Annotated in this window: 16 protein-coding genes and 2 rRNA genes; 9 read left to right on the top strand and 9 right to left on the bottom strand. The window is 67.8% G+C overall.

The annotated features are described in order from the left end of the window. The first annotated feature begins 178 nt into the window (after positions 1-178). Positions 179-1,276: a hypothetical protein gene (locus OG214_RS21310; RefSeq protein WP_405985633.1), complete on the top strand. Its 1,098-nt coding sequence runs from the start codon at positions 179-181 to the stop codon at positions 1,274-1,276. A 137-nt stretch (positions 1,277-1,413) separates the two neighbouring features. After that, complete coding sequence (locus OG214_RS21305) at positions 1,414-2,043, top strand: sortase domain-bontaining protein (protein ID WP_383041897.1); 630 nt, start codon at positions 1,414-1,416, stop codon at positions 2,041-2,043. Between the two features lie 100 nt (positions 2,044-2,143). Here OG214_RS21305 and OG214_RS21300 read toward each other — a convergent pair whose 3' ends face one another. The 5 genes from OG214_RS21300 to OG214_RS21280 form a co-directional block, all read right to left on the bottom strand. Then, positions 2,144-2,875: a phosphatase PAP2 family protein gene (locus OG214_RS21300; protein WP_405985632.1), complete on the bottom strand. Its 732-nt coding sequence runs from the start codon at positions 2,873-2,875 to the stop codon at positions 2,144-2,146. A 348-nt stretch (positions 2,876-3,223) separates the two neighbouring features. Next, positions 3,224-4,195, bottom strand: coding sequence for an NlpC/P60 family protein (locus OG214_RS21295; RefSeq protein WP_382855121.1), 972 nt, complete (start codon positions 4,193-4,195; stop codon positions 3,224-3,226). Between the two features lie 107 nt (positions 4,196-4,302). Next, complete coding sequence (locus OG214_RS21290) at positions 4,303-4,809, bottom strand: hypothetical protein (protein WP_383041916.1); 507 nt, start codon at positions 4,807-4,809, stop codon at positions 4,303-4,305. Between the two features lie 104 nt (positions 4,810-4,913). Then, a complete protein-coding gene (locus tag OG214_RS21285; protein ID WP_405987567.1) occupies positions 4,914-6,758 on the bottom strand; it encodes an alpha/beta hydrolase in 1,845 nt (614 codons plus the stop codon). A 77-nt stretch (positions 6,759-6,835) separates the two neighbouring features. Then, positions 6,836-7,357, bottom strand: coding sequence for a hypothetical protein (locus OG214_RS21280; RefSeq protein ID WP_363082898.1), 522 nt, complete (start codon positions 7,355-7,357; stop codon positions 6,836-6,838). A 560-nt stretch (positions 7,358-7,917) separates the two neighbouring features. Here OG214_RS21280 and OG214_RS21275 point away from each other — a divergent pair. The 6 genes from OG214_RS21275 (at position 7,918) to OG214_RS21250 (ending at position 15,515) form a co-directional block, all read left to right on the top strand. Continuing rightward, positions 7,918-8,226 carry a hypothetical protein gene (locus tag OG214_RS21275; protein ID WP_363082903.1) on the top strand — a complete coding sequence of 103 codons (309 nt, stop codon included), beginning with the start codon at positions 7,918-7,920 and terminating at the stop codon, positions 8,224-8,226. A 282-nt stretch (positions 8,227-8,508) separates the two neighbouring features. Then, a complete protein-coding gene (locus OG214_RS21270; RefSeq protein ID WP_405985631.1) occupies positions 8,509-9,360 on the top strand; it encodes a hypothetical protein in 852 nt (283 codons plus the stop codon). After that, the gene (locus tag OG214_RS21265) at positions 9,350-10,705 is read left to right on the top strand and encodes a hypothetical protein (protein ID WP_363082896.1); all 1,356 of its coding nucleotides are present in this window, start codon (positions 9,350-9,352) and stop codon (positions 10,703-10,705) included. The genes OG214_RS21270 and OG214_RS21265 overlap by 11 nt, the downstream gene beginning before the upstream one ends. Continuing rightward, positions 10,702-12,255 carry an SCO6880 family protein gene (locus OG214_RS21260; protein WP_383041903.1) on the top strand — a complete coding sequence of 518 codons (1,554 nt, stop codon included), beginning with the start codon at positions 10,702-10,704 and terminating at the stop codon, positions 12,253-12,255. The genes OG214_RS21265 and OG214_RS21260 overlap by 4 nt, the downstream gene beginning before the upstream one ends. Positions 12,256-12,373: 118 nt before the next feature. Beyond that, positions 12,374-13,825, top strand: a complete 1,452-nt coding sequence (locus OG214_RS21255; RefSeq protein WP_363082894.1) for an ATP-binding protein — start codon at positions 12,374-12,376, stop codon at positions 13,823-13,825. Position 13,826: 1 nt separating this feature from the next. After that, positions 13,827-15,515 (top strand): type IV secretory system conjugative DNA transfer family protein, encoded by a 1,689-nt coding sequence (locus OG214_RS21250; RefSeq protein WP_405985630.1) that lies wholly within the window; start codon positions 13,827-13,829, stop codon positions 15,513-15,515. A 125-nt stretch (positions 15,516-15,640) separates the two neighbouring features. Here the strand turns inward: OG214_RS21250 and OG214_RS21245 are convergent, their stop codons facing one another. Continuing rightward, a complete protein-coding gene (locus tag OG214_RS21245) occupies positions 15,641-16,279 on the bottom strand; it encodes a TetR/AcrR family transcriptional regulator (RefSeq protein WP_363082892.1) in 639 nt (212 codons plus the stop codon). A gap of 139 nt (positions 16,280-16,418) precedes the next feature. On the opposite strand from OG214_RS21245, the gene OG214_RS21240 reads away from it, so the two are divergent. After that, positions 16,419-17,045: an NADPH-dependent FMN reductase gene (locus tag OG214_RS21240; RefSeq protein ID WP_405985629.1), complete on the top strand. Its 627-nt coding sequence runs from the start codon at positions 16,419-16,421 to the stop codon at positions 17,043-17,045. 99 nt (positions 17,046-17,144) lie between these two features. Here the strand turns inward: OG214_RS21240 and OG214_RS21235 are convergent, their stop codons facing one another. The 3 genes from OG214_RS21235 to OG214_RS21225 form a co-directional block, all read right to left on the bottom strand. After that, on the bottom strand, positions 17,145-17,702 hold the full coding sequence (locus tag OG214_RS21235) for a GNAT family N-acetyltransferase (RefSeq protein ID WP_363082890.1): 558 nt from the start codon (positions 17,700-17,702) through the stop codon (positions 17,145-17,147). Between the two features lie 127 nt (positions 17,703-17,829). Continuing rightward, positions 17,830-17,946: ribosomal RNA gene (gene rrf, locus OG214_RS21230) — 5S ribosomal RNA — on the bottom strand. A gap of 78 nt (positions 17,947-18,024) precedes the next feature. Beyond that, positions 18,025-21,148: ribosomal RNA gene (locus OG214_RS21225) — 23S ribosomal RNA — on the bottom strand. Between the last annotated feature and the right edge of the window lie 49 nt (positions 21,149-21,197).

Here is a 21,197-nt window from a genome sequence, read left to right as displayed (position 1 = left end):
GGGAGCGGGCGCTCCGGCCGTTCTTCACGGGCGACCGGCCGCCCGGTACCGGCCGGTCGCTGTCGCCCGTACGGCCCACCGAGGTGGCCGTACGGTCCGCCGGGCGATGCTCTGGTAGGTAGCACGTAGGCAGCAAGAGGGGGCACACCCGGCATTCCCGACTCCCAAGGGCGTACCCATGGACCGACAAGGACCCCGGATAGCCACGCTCACGACGGCCACCGTTCTGCTCGTCGCACTCGGCGGCGCCGCCGCCACGGCGGTGGACAGGCCGAAGGAGCCGAGCGAACTGACACTCATCAACACCGGCGTGGGCCAGGTGCTGGCCGACGAGAACGGCAATCCGCTCTATCTGCGGCTGGCCGACAAACCGGACCGACCCGAGTGCGCCGGCAAGTGCGCCGCCACCTGGCCCGCGGCGGTCGGCTTCCCGACGAAGGCGACGGGCGTCATCGGGGAGACCGCGCAGACTCCGCTGAACGCGGCCAACAGCGACCAGCCGCACGTCATCTACAACACGCACCCGCTCTACTACTACAAGGAGGACCGGCCGAACCAGCCGAAGGGCCAGAACGTGGACGGCTTCAGCCTGGTCTCCGCGGACGGCAAGGCGGTGACGGACCGGAACGGCTCGGCGGCGACCTCGCCGCAGGCGAAGCCGTCGGCGTCGCGCACGGCGTCGTCCACGTCGAAGGCGAAGCCCCCGACCTCGAAGACACCGGCCGCGAAGACACCGGGCTCGAAGGCGCCGACGTCAAAGACCTCGAAGACTCCAAAGACACCGAAGCCGCCCACGCCCGCGACCTCGGCGGGTGGACGGGTGCCCGCGCCGCGGACCACCACCGCCGCTCCCACCCGGATCCCCCCGCGCATCACTCCCCAGCCGCAGGCCCCCGCGGCGACCTCGACGCGCGCTCCCGCGCCGAAGCCGATTCCGTCGGTGGCGCCCGTGGGGCCCGTACAGCCGGGAACCAGTACGAAGGGGACAGGGACGGGGACGACGGGGACGGGGACGGGGACGGGGACGGGGACCAGTACGACGGGAACGAGCACCGGCAAGGACACCGTCCCCGGGCCCTCCGTCGGAAACCTCCAGATCACCCCGTCCGGCGCGGCCCGAGGCGGCGCGGACCACCTGACCGCCACCGACTCGGTGGTACGCAGGACCGGCACGGCCGAACTCACCCTCGCCATCGGCGCCACCGCGGCGGCGGCCCTCGGCACGATCCTCGTGGTGCGCCGTGGCCGGCGCCGCGCCACGGGTGACCACCACTGACCGGAACGGCGGGGCCGGCGGGCCCGGACGACCGCAGGGCGCGTGAAGCACACAGAGCGAGCCGGACGGGCAGGCTGGGCAGGCCGGAGAGGCTGGGCAGGCCGGACAGGGCGGGCAGGCCCGACAGGGCGGACAGAATGCTCGCCGTCCTCTTCGTCCTCGCGGTTCTGTGCGCCGTGGCCGGTGCCCTGCTGTATCTGCTCCCGCAGCGGCCGGCGCCCGTGGCGGACACCGCCGAACCCCGCCCGGTCGAGGTCGCGGACCCGCCCTCCGCCCCCGTACGGCTGCGCGTCCCGGTGCTCGGCCTGACCGCGGACGTGCTGCCGCTCGGGGTGGACGACAACGGCGCGCTGGACGCGCCGGGGTTCCGCAACGCGATGAAGGTCGGCTGGTACGCCCTGGGCCCGCGCCCCGGAGAACGCGGCCCGGCCGTACTGGTCGGCCACCGGGACGCCCCGGCCAACCCCGGCAGCGTCCCGGTGCGCAACGGCCGCGACAACATCAAGAACGCGGTCTTCGCCAAGCTCGGCCGGCTGCTCCCGGGCGATCTGGTCGAGACGGAGCTGGGCGACGGGCGGCGGCTGCCGTTCCGGGTGACGGAGGTCAACACGTACCCGACGAAGAACTTCCCGACGGACGTGGTCTACGGACCGGTGCCGAACTCACAGCTGCGGCTGATCACCTGCGGCGGGGTCATCGACGCCCAGGGCCACTGGGATTCGAACGTGGTGGTCAGCGCGGTGGCGTCACGCGAGGCCCCCTCGTAAGGCGCCTGTCGTAAGGACCTCGAAAGGACCTATGGTCACGCGGATCCGCAGGAGTCCGTACAGGTGCATACGGATCACGTGTACGGATCACGTGTACGGATCACGCGGCGAGATTGTTGTCGTCGGGGCGCGGCTCGGGGATACCGAGGGACCGCGTCCCGCCGCCCACGGCACCGCCGCCCCCCGCGAGATCGGCCTCGCGCGCGGCCCGTGACCGTACGGCCCAGCCGGCCCGTCGCGAACGGGAGACCGCGGACACCAGAGGCGTCAGCAGGGCGAGCGCGAGAGGGGTGAGCAGCAGGGCCACGGCCGTACCGAGCGCGAAGCCACCGATCACGTCGGTCGGGTAGTGGACGCCCATGTAGACCCGGCAGAAGCCTTCGAGGAGCGCCAGCCCGATCGCGGCCAGACCGAATTTACGGTGGGCGATGAAGACACCGGCGCCGATGGCCATCGCCATGGTGGCGTGATCGCTGACGAACGAGTAGTCCGTCTTGCCCGCCACCAGGACTTCCACGCCCTTGTGGTCCAGGAACGGTCTCGGCCGTTCCACGAAGCCCCGGATGGGGATGTTGATCAGCAGCGCGACGGCGGCGGCGACCGGCGCCCAGAGGAGTCCGACGACGGCGGTGACGGAGTCCTCCGCCGTTCCGCTTCTGCGCACGCTCCACCAGCACCAGAGCACGATGAGCACCAGCGCGGCCATGATCCCGTACTCGCCGACGAACTCCATGACGCGGTCGAACCACAACGGTGCGCCCTTGGCGAGCCCATTGATGTCATAGAGCAGGCTGACATCGGGGTTCGACCCATCCAGTGCGAGTCCAGCCATCTGCTGCGGCCCCTTGCCTTGTCACCCGGCGCGCCGCAGATCCGCGCGCACCGCCTCTACCAACCCCCGTGGTCGGTACGGAACATGCCGCGTGATCAATACCCGGCTGTTGTCCAGGGAACGGCGTACTCACCGTCTACGTTCCGCTCTCCACCGAACGATCACCATGACGTTATCGAAGAGTGACACGTCGTCCCAGTTCAGACGGCCGCCGGGAGGGATAGTTCCGGCCATGCGGGGGGTGCCGGGGGCCGAGAAGCCGCCGAGGAGCCAGGGGGTCCGGGGGTCCCGCGCGCCCCCGGGCGGCCCGGGGCCACCCGTCTGAGGGGACCCCCGGGGGAGTCCGCGTCAGACGGCCGGCCGACTCTCCGGGAGATCGGTCGGCAGCGATTTGGCACCGTCCTCGGTGACCCGGGTGGCCCCGAAGTAGTCCGGGGTGTCGATCTTGTCGAAGCGGATCACGGCCCCCGTGTACGGCGCGTTGATCATGTACCCGCCGCCCACATACAGACCCACATGCCGGATGGCCCGTGAGTTCGTCAGATCGTCCGAGAAGAAGACGAGGTCCCCGGGGAGCAGCTCGTCGCGCGAGGGGTGCTCACCGGCGTTGTACTGGTCATTGGCGACCCGGGGCAGCTCGATCCCCACGGTCCGGTACGCGGCCTGCGTCAGCCCGGAACAGTCGAACCGCCCGCCCTGGTCGGCCGTACCGTTCCCGCCCCAGAGATACGGCGTACCGAGTTTCTGCTGCGCGAAGTAGATGGCCGAGGCGGCCTGCCGCGACGGCTCGACGCGCCCGATGGGCCGGGCGAAGCTCTTCTCCAGCGTCCGGATGACCTTGACGTAGTTCTGGGTCTCCCGGTACGGCGGAACGCCGCCGTACTTGATGACGGCGTAGGCCCCCGCGTTGTACGCCGCGAGCATGTTGTCGGTCGCGTCCCCGGGCACGTCCTTGACGTATCCGGCCAATTCGCAGTCGTAGGAGGCGGCGGACGGAATCGCGTCGGCCGGGTCCCAGATGTCCCGGTCCCCGTCACCGTCCCCGTCGATCCCGTGCGCCTGCCAGGTCCCGGGGATGAACTGCCCGATGCCCCTGGCGTCGGCGGGACTCTGGGCGCTGGGGTTCCACCCGCTCTCCTGGTACAACTGCGCGGCGAGCAGCGCGGGATTGATGGCGGGACAGTAGTTGCCCCACTTCTGCACCAGCGGCTGATACGCGGCGGGCACGGCCCCCTTGGCCAGCCCCACCCTCCCCCCGCCTCCGACCAGCCCGGCGGCGGCGGAATAGGTCCCCACGACGAGCAGGGCCACAAAACTCATCCCGACCCCACCGACAGCGGCCACGACCAGCCATGCCTTACGCACCGTCAAACACCCTCCGCGTCAGGGCCACAGTCCCGCCCCAGTCTAGGCGCGGAGCCCCCGGATCAGGAGATACCAACGGAGGACGCCGAAAGACCCCCCTCGGATGACCAGAAGTCGTCGTAGACATCGGGCCGCGCGGGGTACTCACCCGCGCGTTGCGGCGTGTTCGGCTCGGTCGCCGGATCCGGCACGGCGGATTCGGTGAAGCACGGGGTGGTGATGGAGAAGAAGAACTGGCCTTCGCCTCCGACGGCGACGCTCATGCGGAAGTTCTCCGGCGAAGCGGCGTAGATGGCCGGGAGATCCTTGTCGGCGTCTACGCTGGTGATCTCATATCCACGCGCCTTCCAGTTGCGTTCCACCACACCGAGCAAGTTCCCTCTCCGTTCCTCGGAGACGACGGTCATCACGGCGATTCGACGCTTTACCGATCCTCTACCCGGCGATTCATTGTTGAGGCCGATACAGATGTGGTCGTTCGAGGGGCCGTGATTCCATCGCAATGCCGGTCTAATACCGGACACCGTCTCGTGCATGATCGCGTCGGCTTTTTCGGCCGCCTGTTGCATGTTCACTCTGGGCAGCTTCCTTTCGGGGGCACTGGCACCTCGCTGCGAGCCACATCCGGAGACCAGGACAACCGGAATTACCATCAGGGCAAGGTATGCAGCTTTCATCGGTGCTCCTGAGTGCTGATCTTGTCGCCTCGGCCTGCAACGACTTTCGCGATATTCCGCGCGGATTCCTCATCGTCGTCCGGATTGAAATAGTTGGTGTGCGCCGTGAACCCGCCCCGGTCTCCCAGAGGACGCGGTCCGTCCTCGACCCGGAACCGGCGCGCGCCGAATGCCTCGTGCGCCGGGTCCGTGCCGAACCAGATTTCGCGGTCGTCCGCCTGCGCGTCCTGCGCGAAGAACGCCGCCGCCGCTCCCCCCAGCCCTCCCGCCGCCGCCCCCAGAGGCCCGCCCACCGCGGCCCCCACCACCGTTCCGCTGACCGCGCCGGTCGCCATACCGCGGGCCTCGATCTTCGCCGGCATCGCCGTCACCGGGTCGTTCTCCGCCGCGCCCACGAACACATGCCTCCGGCCCACCCCCAGTTCGTCGGCCGACGCCGCACCCGTCCCCGGGCTGCCCAGCAGCACGATGTCGTCGGCGCCCGGAATCCCGCCCTGCCGCTGCGCGGCCTGGCCGACCGTGAGCGAACCGTACGAGTGCCCGATGGCCGTCACATGCGGGTCCTCGTTCCGGTTCGTCGCCGAGACGCCGGACATGAATTCGTTGTACGCGACCGCCCCCACCCGCGCCTGATCAGCGAACATCACATCCGTATTGCCCGCGACATCGGCGGCGGAGAGCTGAGGCGCGTCGTACCCCAGCCATACGATCGAGGCGCTGGACGCGTCGTACTCACGCGCCCCCACCGCCGTGTCCCGCGCCCGCTTCAGGTCGTTCCTCGCGAATTCCTCGTCCAGCGACGTCCCCAGCCCCGGCACATACACCGAGACATTCCTCGCCGTGTCCGGATTCCCGTAGGAGACGATCGCCCGCCCATTACCGTGCTCCCCGATCCCCAGCAGAAACATCGGCGGATGTCCGCCCGACCGCACCTGCTCGTCGATCGCCCTCAGCCCCGCCAGCCGCGTCTGCGCCCCCTCGTCCCCCGCCCGCCCCTCCAGTTTTCCGATCAGCAGCGCCAGGTTGTCCCTGTTCGCCGCGTCCCGTACCTCCGCCGGGATCCCGTCCAGGTTCCCGATCTCGTCCGGATAGACCGCCAGATACTCCTCCCGCCGCTCCTGCGTCAGACCGTCCCACCACGCCCTGCGCTCGGCGGGGGACTTCTCCCTCGGGATGGAGTCCCTCAGGTACTCGTCCGCGAGTCCCCGCACCGCCGTCGCGTCGCCGTGCGCGTCCGTCCAGATCGCGTCGGAGGTCAGCAGACCGTCCCGGGGAGCCGTCAGTTTCAGGAGCGCGGCCGTATAGCGCGCGTCGATCCGGTTCGCCTCACCGACCGCGCACGCGATCGTGTCGGCGATCTCCTGGGCCTTCGCCGCATGGGGATTCGGCGCCGTCAGGGCCGGCGGCGGGGACAGCAGTCTCGGCAGCGCGCTGCCCTCGGCCGTCCCGCCAGGGAGCTTGTCCCGTGTGATCAGATGTTCGCCCGCCGCCGGGTAGCCCACCGAACCGTCCGCGTGGACCGTGAACTTCAAGCCATCCGCGTCGTCCAGCGCCGCCCGCAGCATGCGCTGAGTACCCCTCAGTTCCTGGGCGAGGCTGTTCAGGGTCGTACGGATCAGTCCGCATTCCACATATACGTACTGGAAGTTACGGCTCAGCTCCCCCAGCCGCGCGCTCGCCGCCTCCAGCGCCTCGCCCTCCTGCGTGGCCTCAAGACCCACGAGGAGTTGCTTGTCGATACGGTCCCGGGCCGCGTCCGCGCGGTTGCTCACCTTGCCCCAGCCGTCGGCCGCGCCCTCCAGTTCGGAGCACTTCAGCTCACGTAACTGTGTCCATGTCAGCGCCCCGCCCCAGCCGCCACCGCCACCACGCCAGCCACCACCAGCACCACCACGACCACGACCACCACCGAACCCGTTCACCGCCCGCCGCCGCCCGCCCGCGCGAACGACGCGCTGATCGCCGACTCGCACTCACCCTGGTCCCGCGCGACCGCCCGCAGATGAACCGCCAGGCTCGCGCACTCCCCCATCGCGATCTCGACGCGCCGCTCCCACGACATACGCACCGTCCGCAGCACCGCCGCGGCCCCCAGACCCTCCGTACCGGCCGCCACCCCCTCGTGCGCGGCGGCGAACTCGCCCCGCACCAGGCCCATGTGCGTACGCAGCGCTTCTGCCGCCCCGGCCGCCCGTGTCCAGGGACCGCCGCTGTGCCGCAACTCTCCGCCGTGCCGGAGTCCGCCGGTGCGCGGAGCCGGTACGCCGCCGGCGGCCATGTCGATCAGACGCCGCGGGCCGTCCGGTTGGTCCGCGTACCCCGCCGCCCCGCTCTGTCCCCACCCATCCCGGCCCCACCCGTTCTGGTCCTGCCGACTCTGATCCTGCCCGTTCTGGACCTGCGCGCCCTGCCCCTGTCCGTGCCCCACAAACCCCGCCATGCCGCTCTCGCCTCTGTTCCTCACCCGGGCCCCTGTTCCTCGCCCGGGATGCCGACCGGCACTGTCCCAAAGGCGGACACCTCGCCGACCCGCTCACAAACAGGGCGCGGGAACCGGATACATACGCCGGAGCCGCCCGTAGCCCCGGGCAGTCCTGGGTATCCATAGGCAGCGGCCCGCCGGGCCGTACGGCCCGGCGCGGGCGCCAAGTTCACCCGTACGGTTGGCGCGGCGCGACGGGATCCTCAACTCCCCGACCCCGACGACCGCGCGCCGACCATCGCGGCCCGATCGATCAGGCCCGCGCGGGACGTGACCGTAAAGGTGTAACAACGACAGTCATTGCCCGCAGTCACGCACCGTGATACACAGAGTAACCATGTGCGTACGCAGATGTCCGATCCACGCCAGGTCAGGGCGGCATGATCGGTCATATGTGCGGGGATCGGGTAAAGAGAGCCGCCAAGCGGCATACGAGAGCGGTTCCATCAGCGAAGATAGAGCGTGACCCATGCCATGGGGGCGTGGGCGTGAACAACCCAACAGGGGCGGTGAGTTACATGTACCTGGCGGCCGAGAAGGGCGACATCACCACCATCATCGGTGGCATCGCCCCGAACTGGGGGCCTTTCGGGACTCTGGGGAACGAGGCCCGCGTCTTGATCGAGGTAGTGATGGCCGTGGCCATCCTGCTCTGCCTCGGCATCGCGATCTGGGGCGCGGCCAAACAGCGGATCGGAGCGACCGCGCTCAGGGACACATTCAGCGCGGAACAGGGCAAGGGGCTGATTGTCGCCGGGCTCACCGGTGTCTTCATCATCGGCTCGCTGGGCACGCTTTTCACCATCGTGTACGGGATGGCCGTCTAGCCGCTGTCCCCAAGTCCCCGTCCCCGAGCCCCGTCCCCGAGCCCCGTCTCCGAACGCTGTCCCCGATCCCGTCGAAGTCCTGACCACGAGTCCCGTTCCCACCAGTCCGTACCGGGCGTGCCCGGACCACCTTCAACACCACCTGTCCGTCGCGCCCACCGGCTGAGGTTGCGTCTCCCTGATGTCGAGTCACCACACCGCGCCCGCGCGGCAACCAGCACGGCTACCGTCGTACTACGCGGACCACGCGGAACCGCAAACGGCTGAGGGGACGTACGCGGCATGAGCTTCGGCGACGAGCACGGCTACGGCGGCGACTCGGGCCGTGCGGACGACGGTTTCGGCGGCACGGGCCAGACCCGTACGCGCCTGCCCGACGGCAGAAGCGGCGAGATGTACGGCGGCGCCCGCCGCCCCGCCCGCGGCTCCCGCTCCCTCATCACCGTGGTGGGCGTGGTCGTCCTCCTCATCGCGGCCATCGCCTTCGCCAACCGCGGCGGCGACAAGTCCGCCGACACCGGCAAAGGCACGGGAGCCGCGGCCCCCGACCCGACGGCGGCGTCGGGCGTGAAGCCGGTCACGGGCAAGAACGGCACAATCCCGTCAGGCTTCGCCCAGAACGAACAGGGCGCGGCAAGCGCGGCGGCCAACTACGCGGTGGCACTGGGCTCCGACGGCATGTTCAGCCAGGACAGCCGCTACAGCATCCTCGACACCGTCTACACACCGGACACGGCGGACAGGCTCAAGGACACGCTGGACGCCGCGTACACCACGGAATTCCTGGAGAAGCTCGGCCTGGACGCCAATGGCAGTCCCCCGCAGGGCAGTACCTTCGTCTCCCGGACGATCCCGGTGGGCACCCGCGTCGAGAATCTCAGCGGTGACAGCGCGAAGGTGTCCGTCTGGTACACGGGCCTGATCGGGATGTCCGGTCCCGACTCGACAGACCCGGTCAGTACGACCTGGAAGACCTGGACCTTCGATCTGCGATGGCTGGAGAACGACTGGAAGATCGCCGCGGAATCGCAGAAGGACGGGCCCGCCCCCGTCCCGGGCGACGTGGCGGCCTCCACCGCGGACGAGATCAGCAAGGCTGTCGAGCAGTACGGAGGCTTCACGTATGCCAGGTAGCTCCCGACACCGCGCTCGCTCGGTCGTCGCAGCTCTGACGGGTATTCAAGCCGCGCTCCTCGTGTTCGCGGCGCGTGCCATGGCGGCACCGACGCCCACACCCACGCCTACCCCGTCCTCGACGGGCGCTCAGGGCGACTGCGACCTGCTCAAGGGACTCGTCAAGGAGTACTGCGAGAACGGCGACACCGGCACCTCCCGGTCCGGCCCTCCCAGCACCCCCGACGCCCTCGACCCCCTCTCCTCCCTAGCCAGAGGCTGCGCCGACGCCGCCGCCTGGATCGTCGGCAAGCTCAGCGACGCCGTGAACGAGACCGCCAACGTCGACTTCACCAACGCCGCCTTCCTGCGCCAGTACGCCGTCATCTTCGCCGCCTCCACCGTCCTCACCCTCGTCATCTGGCTCCTCGCCGTCGCCAAGCGCGCCATCCGCGGCGTCCCCCTGACCACCGCGCTCTCCGAGGCCATCGGCTTCCTCTGGCTGACCGTCCTCGCCTCCGCCTTCACCCCGCTCATCCTCTACACGATCGTCTCCGCGACCGACGGCGTCACCGAGGTCATCGCCACCTCCACCGGCGGCCAGACCGATGTCTTCTTCGGCGGCTTCGCCGAAGCCCTCAAGAAGGGCGACGACATCGGCGGCGGCCCGATCATGCTGATCGTCGTCGCCCTCGTGTCGATCCTCGCCGCCGGCGTCCTCTGGCTGGAACTGGTCATAAGGGCCGCGCTCCTCTACGTCGGCGCGCTCCTCGGCACCGTCGTCTACGCCGGGCTCGTCGACAAGAACATGTGGGGCCATGTCCGCCGCTGGGCCGGCATCATGATCGCCGTCATCCTGGTCAAACCCGTGATCATGATCGTCCTCGGTCTCGCGGGCGCGCTCTCCGCCGACGAAGGCCCCGACGCCTTCTCCGCGGTCGTCTCCGGCCTCGCCATCATCCTGCTCGCGATCTTCGCCTCGGCGATGATCTACCGCTTCGTGCCCGGCTTCGGCGACGAGGTCGCCTCCTCCCGTACCAACCGGAAGCAGGCCACCGACGGCGCCCAGGCCGCCGCCCTCATCAGCTCGCCCGCCGCCCTCGTCTCCCAGGGCATCAAGACCCACAGCAGCCGCGGCGCCCAGCAGCAGGGCAACAGCGGCGGCGGAAGCGGCGGACGGCCCGCCAATCCGGTCTCCGGAGGCGTCGCCGCGCACAGTTCGCGCAACTCCGGCGGCGGAGCGGGCACCGGCAGCGTTCCCCCCGCCGCGCCCCCGCCCCGCAGCGGCAGCCCCACCAGCGGCACCCCCCACAGCTCACGTAACACCGGCACCGGCAACAACAGCACTGGAGGTGGAGGGCGTTGACGACCCAGTCCCACGCGATCGCGCCCCGCCGCACGTATCTCATCGGCCGCGCCCGGCCGAACGCGATCGTCGGCAAGAACCGCGAGACCGGCGAGATCGCCCTGATCATCGCCGGCGCCTTCATCGGCATGATGTGCGGGCTGCTCGTGCCCGTCCTGCCGCTGCGGATCGTGACACTCGCCGGGTTCCCGCTCATCGCGCTGGCCGCCGTCTACGTACCGTACAAACAGCGCACGTTCTACAAGTGGTACGAGATCAACCGCAGCTTCAAGCGCACCCTGCGCGGCGGTACGGTCTACCGCTCCGCCGCCATGGAGGCCGGCACGTCCCTCGACGGCCGCGAGGTCGAGATCGGCCCGCCCCCCGGCATCGGCCGTATCAACTGGCTGGCCGCGCCCTTCGGCCCCGACGAGATCGCCGTACTGCTGCACGCCGACCGCCGCACCGTCACCGCCGCCATCGAGATCGAGGGCCCCGGCGTCGGACTGCGCGACAGCGAGGACCAGGAAGCCCTCGTCGACCGCTTCGGCACGCTCCTCAAGCATGTCGCCAACGGGGACGGCTTCGTCACCCGGCTCCAGATGCTCGCCCGTACGCTCCCCGCCGACCCCGACGCGCACGCCAAGGACGTGGCCCAGCGCGGCGATTCCGCCTCCCCCGACTGGCTCCAGAACTCCTACGACCAGCTCCAGTCGATGGTCTCCACCTCCAGCGAGCAGCACCGCGCCTATCTGGTCGCCTGTATGCACTACACCCGTGAACTGGCCGCCGAGGGCCAGGCCATGGCCCGTGCCGCCCGCCAGGCCGCCGGTACGAGGAAACTCGACCGGGACGCGGGCCTCGCCGTCGTCATGGCCCGCGAGCTGACCGACATCTGCGCCCGGCTCGCCGAGGCGGACATCCGGGTACGGCAGCCCCTCGGGCAGAGCCGTCTCGCCTCCCTCGTGCACTCCATGTACGACCCCGACCACCCCATCGACCACATCCAGGCCATGACGAAACGAAACGCCTGGCCGGCCGAGCTGGACGCGATGGAACCGACATTTCTCCAGGCCAAGACCCGGGAGTCGTCCACCCGCGCGCCCTGGTGCCACTCCACCGCCTGGGTCAAGGAATGGCCCATGACCCCGGTCGGCGTGAACTTCCTCGCGCCCCTGCTCGTCCACACACCCGATGTGATCCGTACGGTCTCGGTCACCATGGACCTCGAACCGACCGAGATCGCCATCGAGCGGATGCTGACGGAGAAGACCAACGACGAGGCGGAGGCGAGCCGCGCCGCCAAGATGAACCGCACCGTCGACCCGCGCGACATCGCCGCGCACGGGCGGCTGGACCAGCGGGGTGAAGATCTCGCCAGCGGGGCGGCGGGCGTCAACCTCGTCGGGTACATCACAGTGTCCTCCAGGACACCCGAGGCACTGGCCAGGGACAAACGGACGATCAGAGCCTCGGCCGGCAAGTCGTATCTCAAGCTGGAGTGGTGCGACCGTGAGCACCACCGGGCCTTTGTGAACACCCTGCCGTTCGCGACCGGCATCCGCCGCTAGCCGCCCCGCCCGCCACCACCCCGCTGTCCCGCTTGCCTGCCCGCCAGACACCACCCGCCGAGAAACACCGAGAAGCGCCGACAACCGCTGACAACCGACGAGCCGAAAGGGGCCTGTGGTGCGAGATCCGCTGTCCGTCCTCACGGATGCCTTCACCAGCTTCCTCTTCGGGAAGGTGGAGACGACCCGGCTGCCGGTCCGTACGTCCACGGGCCAGGCCCAGGCCGTCTATCTGCCCACCGCGGCCCCCGGCCTCGGCGACTCGGGCGTGATCATCGGCCGCGAGGTCTACAGCGGCAAGGGCTATATCTACGACCCCTTCCAGCTCTACGGCCAGCAGCTCCCGGCCCCCCACTGGCTGGTGCTCGGCGAGTCCGGCAACGGCAAGTCGGCGCTGGAGAAGACCTACGTACTGCGCCAGCTGCGCTTCCGCGACCGCCAGGTCGTCGTGCTGGACGCCCAGGGCGAGGACGGCGCCGGTGAGTGGAACCTCATCGCCCAGGAGCTGGGAATAACCCCCATCCGGCTGGACCCGATGGCGGCGCTCGACGGCGGAATCCGGCTCAACCCCCTCGATCCCTCGATCACCACGACCGGTCAGCTCGCCCTCCTCCGTACGATCATCGAAGTCGCGATGGGACACGGCCTCGACGAGCGCTCCGGCTTCGCGCTCAAGGTCGCGCACGCCTATGTCAACGAGACCATCGTCGAGCGCCAGCCCGTCCTGATGGACATCGTCGAGCAACTGCGCCATCCCGAGCCCGAGTCGGCCGAGGCGATGAATGTCGACCTGGACGATGTACGGGCCTGGGGCCTGGATGTGGCGCTGGTCCTGGACCGGCTGGTCGACGGTGACCTCAGGGGCATGTTCGACGGGCCGACGACCGTCGGAATCGATCTCGACGCCCCGCTGATCGTCTTCGACCTCTCACACATCGACCGCAACTCGATCGCGATGCCGATCCTGATGGCGATCGTGGGCGTCTGGCTGGAGCACACCTGGATCCGCCCCGACCGCAGGAAGCGCATCTTCCTGGTCGAGGAGGCCTGGCACATCATCAACTCCCCCTTCGTCGCCCAGCTCTTCCAGCGGCTGCTCAAGTTCGGCCGGCGGCTCGGGCTCTCCTTCGTCGCCGTGGTGCACCACCTCTCCGACGTGGTCGACGGGGCGGCGGCCCGCGAGGCCGCGGCAATCCTCAAGATGGCCTCGACCCGGACGATCTACGCCCAGAAGGCCGACGAGGCGAGAGCGACCGGCCGGGTGCTCGGACTGCCCCGCTGGGCGGTGGAGATCATCCCGACACTCACACCGGGAATCGCGGTCTGGGACGTCAACGGCAATGTCCAGGTCGTCAAGCATCTGGTCACGGAGGCCGAACGGCCGCTGGTCTTCACGGACCGGGCCATGACCGAGAACTCCCAGGCGTCGAACGCGGCCGACGCCGCCGACGCCCTGGCCGCGGGACTCCCCGCGGACATGCAGGCGGCGGAATGGGAGGCGGAGAAGCGGGCGATCCTCCTTGAACGGCAACGGCAGTTCAACGAGTCCTCCGAGTCGACGGTGGCGTGAGATGCCGCGCCACCACGACGGGCAGGGACAGGGACAGGGGTACGGTCCGGCTCAGGGCCGGGGCGGTATCCCCGACGGACTGCTGCTCGGGCTGCTGGGCTTCGTGCTGGGACTGTCGCTGCTGGTCTGGACAGCGACCGGGCTGGCCGGTCTCTTCACACACGGCGCCTGGCCGGACGGGGTGACCTACGGCCGTACGCCCCTGGCGGTGCGTCAGCTCGTCTCAGCACCGCACGACGTGGCGGGCGCCTGGCCGGACACCCCCGCGTCGCAGCTCTCCGGGTACGGGCTGTTCTGGGGACTGCTGATAAGCCAGCTCATGGTGCTGACCGTTCTCACGGTGTTCGTCCTGGGAGTGACGGCCCGGTATCGAGCGGTACGAGCACGCCGGCGCGAACAGCTGCGCGACGAGCGGGAACAGCAGGCGCGGGACGGACGTGACGTGCTCGGCAAGGCCGCCCGGCCGGGCGGCGTCACCGCGATGACCGGAGCAGGTCCACGACAGGGTCCAGGGCCGGGCCCGGGACCTTACGCACAGGCGGCTGCGGTCGAGTCCGTGGAGACGCCCGAGACACAGGCCCACGCTCAACCCCAGGCCCAGCCCAACGCCCGGACTCAGGACCAGCACCAGAGCTGGGCAGCCGCCCCGTACCCGGCCCCCGCCGGACCCACGCCCACCGTCTCCCTCGCGTCCACCGCCTTCACCCCCGCAGCCGCAGCCGCGTCCGTCGGCCTTCCCGGTCCCCGTACCGCGCCGCGCGTACAGTACGGCGATCCCCTCACCCGCCGACCCGCCTCCGTCCAGGCCGTCCTGGACGCCGACGGTCCCGCCCTCGTCGTCACCTCCGACCCGACGGTGTGGGCGGAGACGAAAGACGCGCGGGCCAAGCTCGGTCCCGTTCTGCTCTACGACCCGGGCCATCTCTGCGACACCCCGGCCCGTCTCCACTGGTCGCCCACCACAGGGTGCGAGGACGCGGCCACCGCCGCAGCCCGCGCGACCGCGCTGCTCGCCCCCGTACGCCCGCACGCCCTGCTCGACGCCGCCATGGCGGACACGGCGGAAACGCTCCTGCGGTGCTGGCTGCACGCCGCGGCCGTGGACGGACGGCCGTTCAAACAGGTGCACCGCTGGGCGCAGGGCGGCAGCGCGCACGAGGCGGTACGGATCCTCCGCACCCACCCCAAGGCCACCTCCGGTCTCGCCGGTCTCCTGGAGTCCGCGCTCACCGCGCACCCCGAACGCCGGGAAGTGGCCCAGCAGTTGACGGCCCGTACGCTCGCCGCCCTCTCCTCCGTCCATATCCGGGACGCCTGCACCCCGAACCGAACCGATACGCTCACGCTGGATTCTTTTGTGAGCGAGGGGGGCACTCTGTATGTGGTGGGTGAGCCGATCGAAGATCCGCGCTCCCGCCCGGGTGCGATGCCTCTGCTCACCGCACTCACCTCAAGCGTGGTCGAGCACGGCCGCCGCATGGCCGCACGGTCATCTGACGGTCGGCTCGACCCACCAATGACGCTCGTCCTCGACGACGTCGCCGCCGTGGCTCCGCTTCCTCAGCTTCCGGAGCTGCTGGCCACCGGTCAGGACCAGGGGCTACCAGCCCTGGTTCTGCTCCGCTCGCGGCAACAGGGCCGGGACCGCTGGCCCCACGCCGATATCCAGAGCCTGTCGGACGAGGCATAGCACACGCCTTCCCTGCCGCACCCGGCTCCATGCCTCCCCCGGACGCGCCGGGCCGATCCGTGCAGACCGACCGGAGGACGGGCCTGGGAGACCGGGACGGGACCCCACAACCCCACTCGGCGCCCTCAGTGCCCAGATGCTCCGTACAGCTTGAGAAACGCCCGGACCCCGCTCACCACGAAGCTCTCCACCTCGTCATTGCTCACCGATACGGCACCGAAGAACGACTCCAGCGTCATACCGCCGACGAGCAGGCTCAGATGCCGTGCCGCCACATCCGCGTCGTCGATGTCCAGCACCCCCTGACGCGCGAGCGTACGCAGCCACTCCGCCAGCTCGGCGCGCACCGCCCGGGGCCCGATACGCTGCCACTCCTCGATCACATCGGCCGGCATCCGCTGCCCCTCGGTGATGATCTGCCGTACGAGAGCGAAGTGTTCGGAATGTTCGGCGTTCTGCCCGACCCACTCGCGTGCGAGAGCGAGCAGCTCCGACTCCGTGTCGGCGGGGTTCCCGAAGCGCTGGAAGTGGCGAGCGAAGACTTCACCCAGCCCGGCCGTCACGGAAGCGGTGCTCTCCAGGAAGACCGTACGGAACAGCTCTTCCTTGTCGGTGAAGTGGTTGTAGATGGTCCGCGTGGAGACACCGGCGGCTGAGGCGATCGCGTCGATGCTCGCCCGCGTATACCCCTCCTGGCCGAAGACCGTACGCGCGCCCCGCTCGATGGCCCGGCGTTTCTCCAGCAGCCCCTTGCGCTCCGGCATCGCACCCTCCCCAGAAACTACAACGCTCGTTGCACCTATTGCCATGCACGTTGTACTTTACCCATACACCCGAACACCCGACGCGATCCAGGCACCGTCGAAGCCGTCTCACGGGATGAACCCGTTTGAGGAGTCCGCCATGTCCGCCACAGCCACCACCTCCACCGCGTCCCCCACACCTCCGGCGACCACCGATCCGATACGTCTCGCCGTCATCATCGGCAGCACCAGGGAAGGCCGTCTCGGCTCCACCGTGGGCGGCTGGTTCACCGCCCTGGCCACGGCGCACGGCAACACCGAGGTCGACCTGATCGACCTCGCCGACGCCGAACTCCCCGCCGTCCACCCCGACTGGGGTACGGAGCCGACCCCGGCTCTCGCCGCACTGACCGCCCGCGTCGACGCTGCGGACGCGTTCGTGGTCGTGACCCCGGAGTACAACCACAGCTTCCCCGCCGTCCTGAAGCACTTCATCGATCTGCACCGCGAGGAGTGGCAGGCCAAGCCGGTCGGATTCGTCTCGTACGGCGGTGCCGGCGGCGGACTGCGGGCCGTCGAACAGCTCAGGCTGGTCTTCGCCGAGCTGCACTGCGCGACCGTGCGCGAGACCGTCAGCTTCCACAAGGTCACCGGTGAGGTCTTCGCCGCCGACGGCCCCGCGCACAACCCGGAAGGCGCGGCCGGCGCCGCCAAGGCGATGCTCGACCAGCTCGACTGGTGGGCACGCGCACTACGGACGGCCCGCACGGCGCACCCGTACGGATGACCAGGACGGAAGCCGAAGAGCACGGGTTCCGAGGAGTCGCGAGGATCTGAGGGCGGCCAGGATCCGGGGACTACAGGACAGGGGATTACAGGACGGCCCTCAGGGGCGTTCGATCGCCATCTCCAGTTCCTTGGCGAGCGGATCCTGCTCGAACGGTACGACGGTCCCGGTCGGTACGAACCCGAGCTTGCGATAGGCGGCCCGCGCCCGCGGGTTCCCCTCGTGGACATAGAGCCGTACGCGGGACAACCGCGGCTCCTGCTGCCCCCATGCCCAGTCGAGCGCCTCCGCGACCAGCGCTCCCAGCAGTCCGCTGCCACGCTGTTCGGGACGCACATAGACACCGACGAGATGTCCCTGCGCCTGGGCGATGGTGGAGCCGAAGAAGTCGCTGCCGCCGGCCTCCTCGATCAGCACGGCCACAGAACCGGACCAGCTTCCGTCCGGGGCCTCGGCGATGAACTGCCCCGAGCGTGCACCGTGCCGGGGCGAGGCGCCGGCCGCCCGCTGCTGCCAGTACAAGTCGGGGTGCGCGAGCCCCTGCTCGTACGTCTCCAGAAACGCGACCGGGGCGGCCGGATCCTGGAGCGCGGCCAGCCGGATCGCCTTGACCTTGGCCCATTCACCGGGCTGGACGGCACGTATCACATGGTTCATGCACCGATACTCCGCGCAGGGGCCACGGCTCGCAAGGCGGTTTTCGCACAGCCGCCGTCGGAAAAGTCCCGGAACGCAGAAATGCCCCGTACCGAATAACCGGCACAGGGCACTTCACACAATAATTGTTCGGCGGCGTCCTACTCTCCCACAGGGTCCCCCCTGCAGTACCATCGGCGCTGTGAGGCTTAGCTTCCGGGTTCGGAATGTAACCGGGCGTTTCCCTCACGCCATGACCACCGAAACACTGTAAAACAACAACCAACCGGATAACACACAGCCGTTCATTGTCTCAGAACTAACACAGTGGACGCGAGCAACTGAGGACAAGCCCTCGGCCTATTAGTACCGGTCAACTCCACCAGTCACCTGGCTTCCATATCCGGCCTATCAACCCAGTCGTCTACTGGGAGCCTTAACCCCTCAAAGGGGGTGGGAGTCCTCATCTCGAAGCAGGCTTCCCGCTTAGATGCTTTCAGCGGTTATCCCTCCCGAACGTAGCCAACCAGCCATGCCCTTGGCAGAACAACTGGCACACCAGAGGTTCGTCCGTCCCGGTCCTCTCGTACTAGGGACAGCCCTTCTCAAGACTCCTACGCGCACAGCGGATAGGGACCGAACTGTCTCACGACGTTCTAAACCCAGCTCGCGTACCGCTTTAATGGGCGAACAGCCCAACCCTTGGGACCGACTCCAGCCCCAGGATGCGACGAGCCGACATCGAGGTGCCAAACCATCCCGTCGATATGGACTCTTGGGGAAGATCAGCCTGTTATCCCCGGGGTACCTTTTATCCGTTGAGCGACGGCGCTTCCACAAGCCACCGCCGGATCACTAGTCCCGACTTTCGTCCCTGCTCGACCCGTCGGTCTCACAGTCAAGCTCCCTTGTGCACTTACACTCAACACCTGATTACCAACCAGGCTGAGGGAACCTTTGGGCGCCTCCGTTACCCTTTAGGAGGCAACCGCCCCAGTTAAACTACCCATCAGACACTGTCCCTGATCCGGATCACGGACCCAGGTTAGACATCCAGCACGACCAGAGTGGTATTTCAACGACGACTCCACCCATACTGGCGTATGAGCTTCAAAGTCTCCCACCTATCCTACACAAGCCGAACCGAACACCAATATCAAACTGTAGTAAAGGTCCCGGGGTCTTTCCGTCCTGCTGCGCGAAACGAGCATCTTTACTCGTAATGCAATTTCACCGGGCCTATGGTTGAGACAGTCGAGAAGTCGTTACGCCATTCGTGCAGGTCGGAACTTACCCGACAAGGAATTTCGCTACCTTAGGATGGTTATAGTTACCACCGCCGTTTACTGGCGCTTAAGTTCTCAGCCTCGCCAACCCGAAGATTGACTAACCGGTCCCCTTAACGTTCCAGCACCGGGCAGGCGTCAGTCCGTATACATCGCCTTACGGCTTCGCACGGACCTGTGTTTTTAGTAAACAGTCGCTTCTCGCTGGTCTCTGCGGCCACCCCAAGCTCAAGGAGTAAATCCCATCACCCAGTGTGGCCCCCCTTCTCCCGAAGTTACGGGGGCATTTTGCCGAGTTCCTTAACCATAGTTCACCCGAACGCCTCGGTATTCTCTACCAGACCACCTGAGTCGGTTTAGGGTACGGGCCGCCATGAAACTCGCTAGAGGCTTTTCTCGACAGCATAGGATCATCCACTTCACCACAATCGGCTCGGCATCAGGTCTCAGACACATGTTGCACGGATTTACCTGCACAACGCCCTACACCCTTACCCCGGGACAACCACCGCCCGGGATGGACTACCTTCCTGCGTCACCCCATCGCTTACCTACTACAGATCTGGTCCGACGGCTCCACCACTCCCCTTTGCCCGAAGGCTCCAGGACGGCTTCACGGTCTTAGCATCGTCTGATTCGATACTGGGCGTTTCAAAGCGGGTACCGGAATATCAACCGGTTGTCCATCGACTACGCCTGTCGGCCTCGCCTTAGGTCCCGACTTACCCTGGGCAGATCAGCTTGACCCAGGAACCCTTAGTCAATCGGCGCACACGTTTCCCACGTGTGTATCGCTACTCATGCCTGCATTCTCACTCGTGAACCGTCCACCACTCGCTTACGCGGCGGCTTCACCCGGCACACGACGCTCCCCTACCCATCACAGTCCCCGTTGGGGGTACATACTGCAATGACACGACTTCGGCGGTACGCTTGAGCCCCGCTACATTGTCGGCGCGGAATCACTTGACCAGTGAGCTATTACGCACTCTTTCAAGGATGGCTGCTTCTAAGCCAACCTCCTGGTTGTCTCTGCGACTCCACATCCTTTCCCACTTAGCGTACGCTTAGGGGCCTTAGTCGATGCTCTGGGCTGTTTCCCTCTCGACCATGGAGCTTATCCCCCACAGTCTCACTGCCGCGCTCTCACTTACCGGCATTCGGAGTTTGGCTAAGGTCAGTAACCCGGTAGGGCCCATCGCCTATCCAGTGCTCTACCTCCGGCAAGAAACACACGACGCTGCACCTAAATGCATTTCGGGGAGAACCAGCTATCACGGAGTTTGATTGGCCTTTCACCCCTAACCACAGGTCATCCCCCAGGTTTTCAACCCTGGTGGGTTCGGTCCTCCACGACCTCTTACAGCCGCTTCAACCTGCCCATGGCTAGATCACTCCGCTTCGGGTCTTGAGCGCGCTACTAAACCGCCCTATTCGGACTCGCTTTCGCTACGGCTACCCCACACGGGTTAACCTCGCAACACACCGCAAACTCGCAGGCTCATTCTTCAAAAGGCACGCAGTCACGACCGCATGTGCAAACACACACGGCGACGCTCCCACGGCTTGTAGGCACACGGTTTCAGGTACTATTTCACTCCGCTCCCGCGGTACTTTTCACCATTCCCTCACGGTACTATCCGCTATCGGTCACCAGGGAATATTTAGGCTTAGCGGGTGGTCCCGCCAGATTCACACGGGATTTCTCGGGCCCCGTGCTACTTGGGTGATTCTCAAACGAGCCGTACAGATTTCAGCTACGGGGGTCTTACCCTCTACGCCGGACCTTTCGCATGTCCTTCGCCTACCCATACGGTTTCTGACTCGCCGACCGGCCGGCAGACCGATCAAGAGAACTCCCACAACCCCTGAAACGCAACCCCTGCCGGGTATCACACGTCACAGGTTTGGCCTCATCCGGTTTCGCTCGCCACTACTCCCGGAATCACGGTTGTTTTCTCTTCCTGAGGGTACTGAGATGTTTCACTTCCCCTCGTTCCCTCCACACTGCCTATGTGTTCAGCAGCGGGTGACAGCCCATGACGACTGCCGGGTTTCCCCATTCGGACACCCCCGGATCAAAGCTCGGTTGACAGCTCCCCGGGGCCTATCGCGGCCTCCCACGTCCTTCATCGGTTCCTGGTACCAAGGCATCCACCGTGCGCCCTTAAAAACTTGGCCACAGATGCTCGCGTCCACTGTGCAGTTCTCAAACAACGACCAGCCACCC

It is taken from the genome of Streptomyces sp. NBC_00872 (genome assembly GCF_045161915.1).
Classification (GTDB): Bacteria; Actinomycetota; Actinomycetes; order Streptomycetales; family Streptomycetaceae; genus Streptomyces.
The sequence above is the reverse complement of the archived record's forward strand: the minus strand, read 5'-3'. Positions and strand labels throughout refer to the sequence as shown.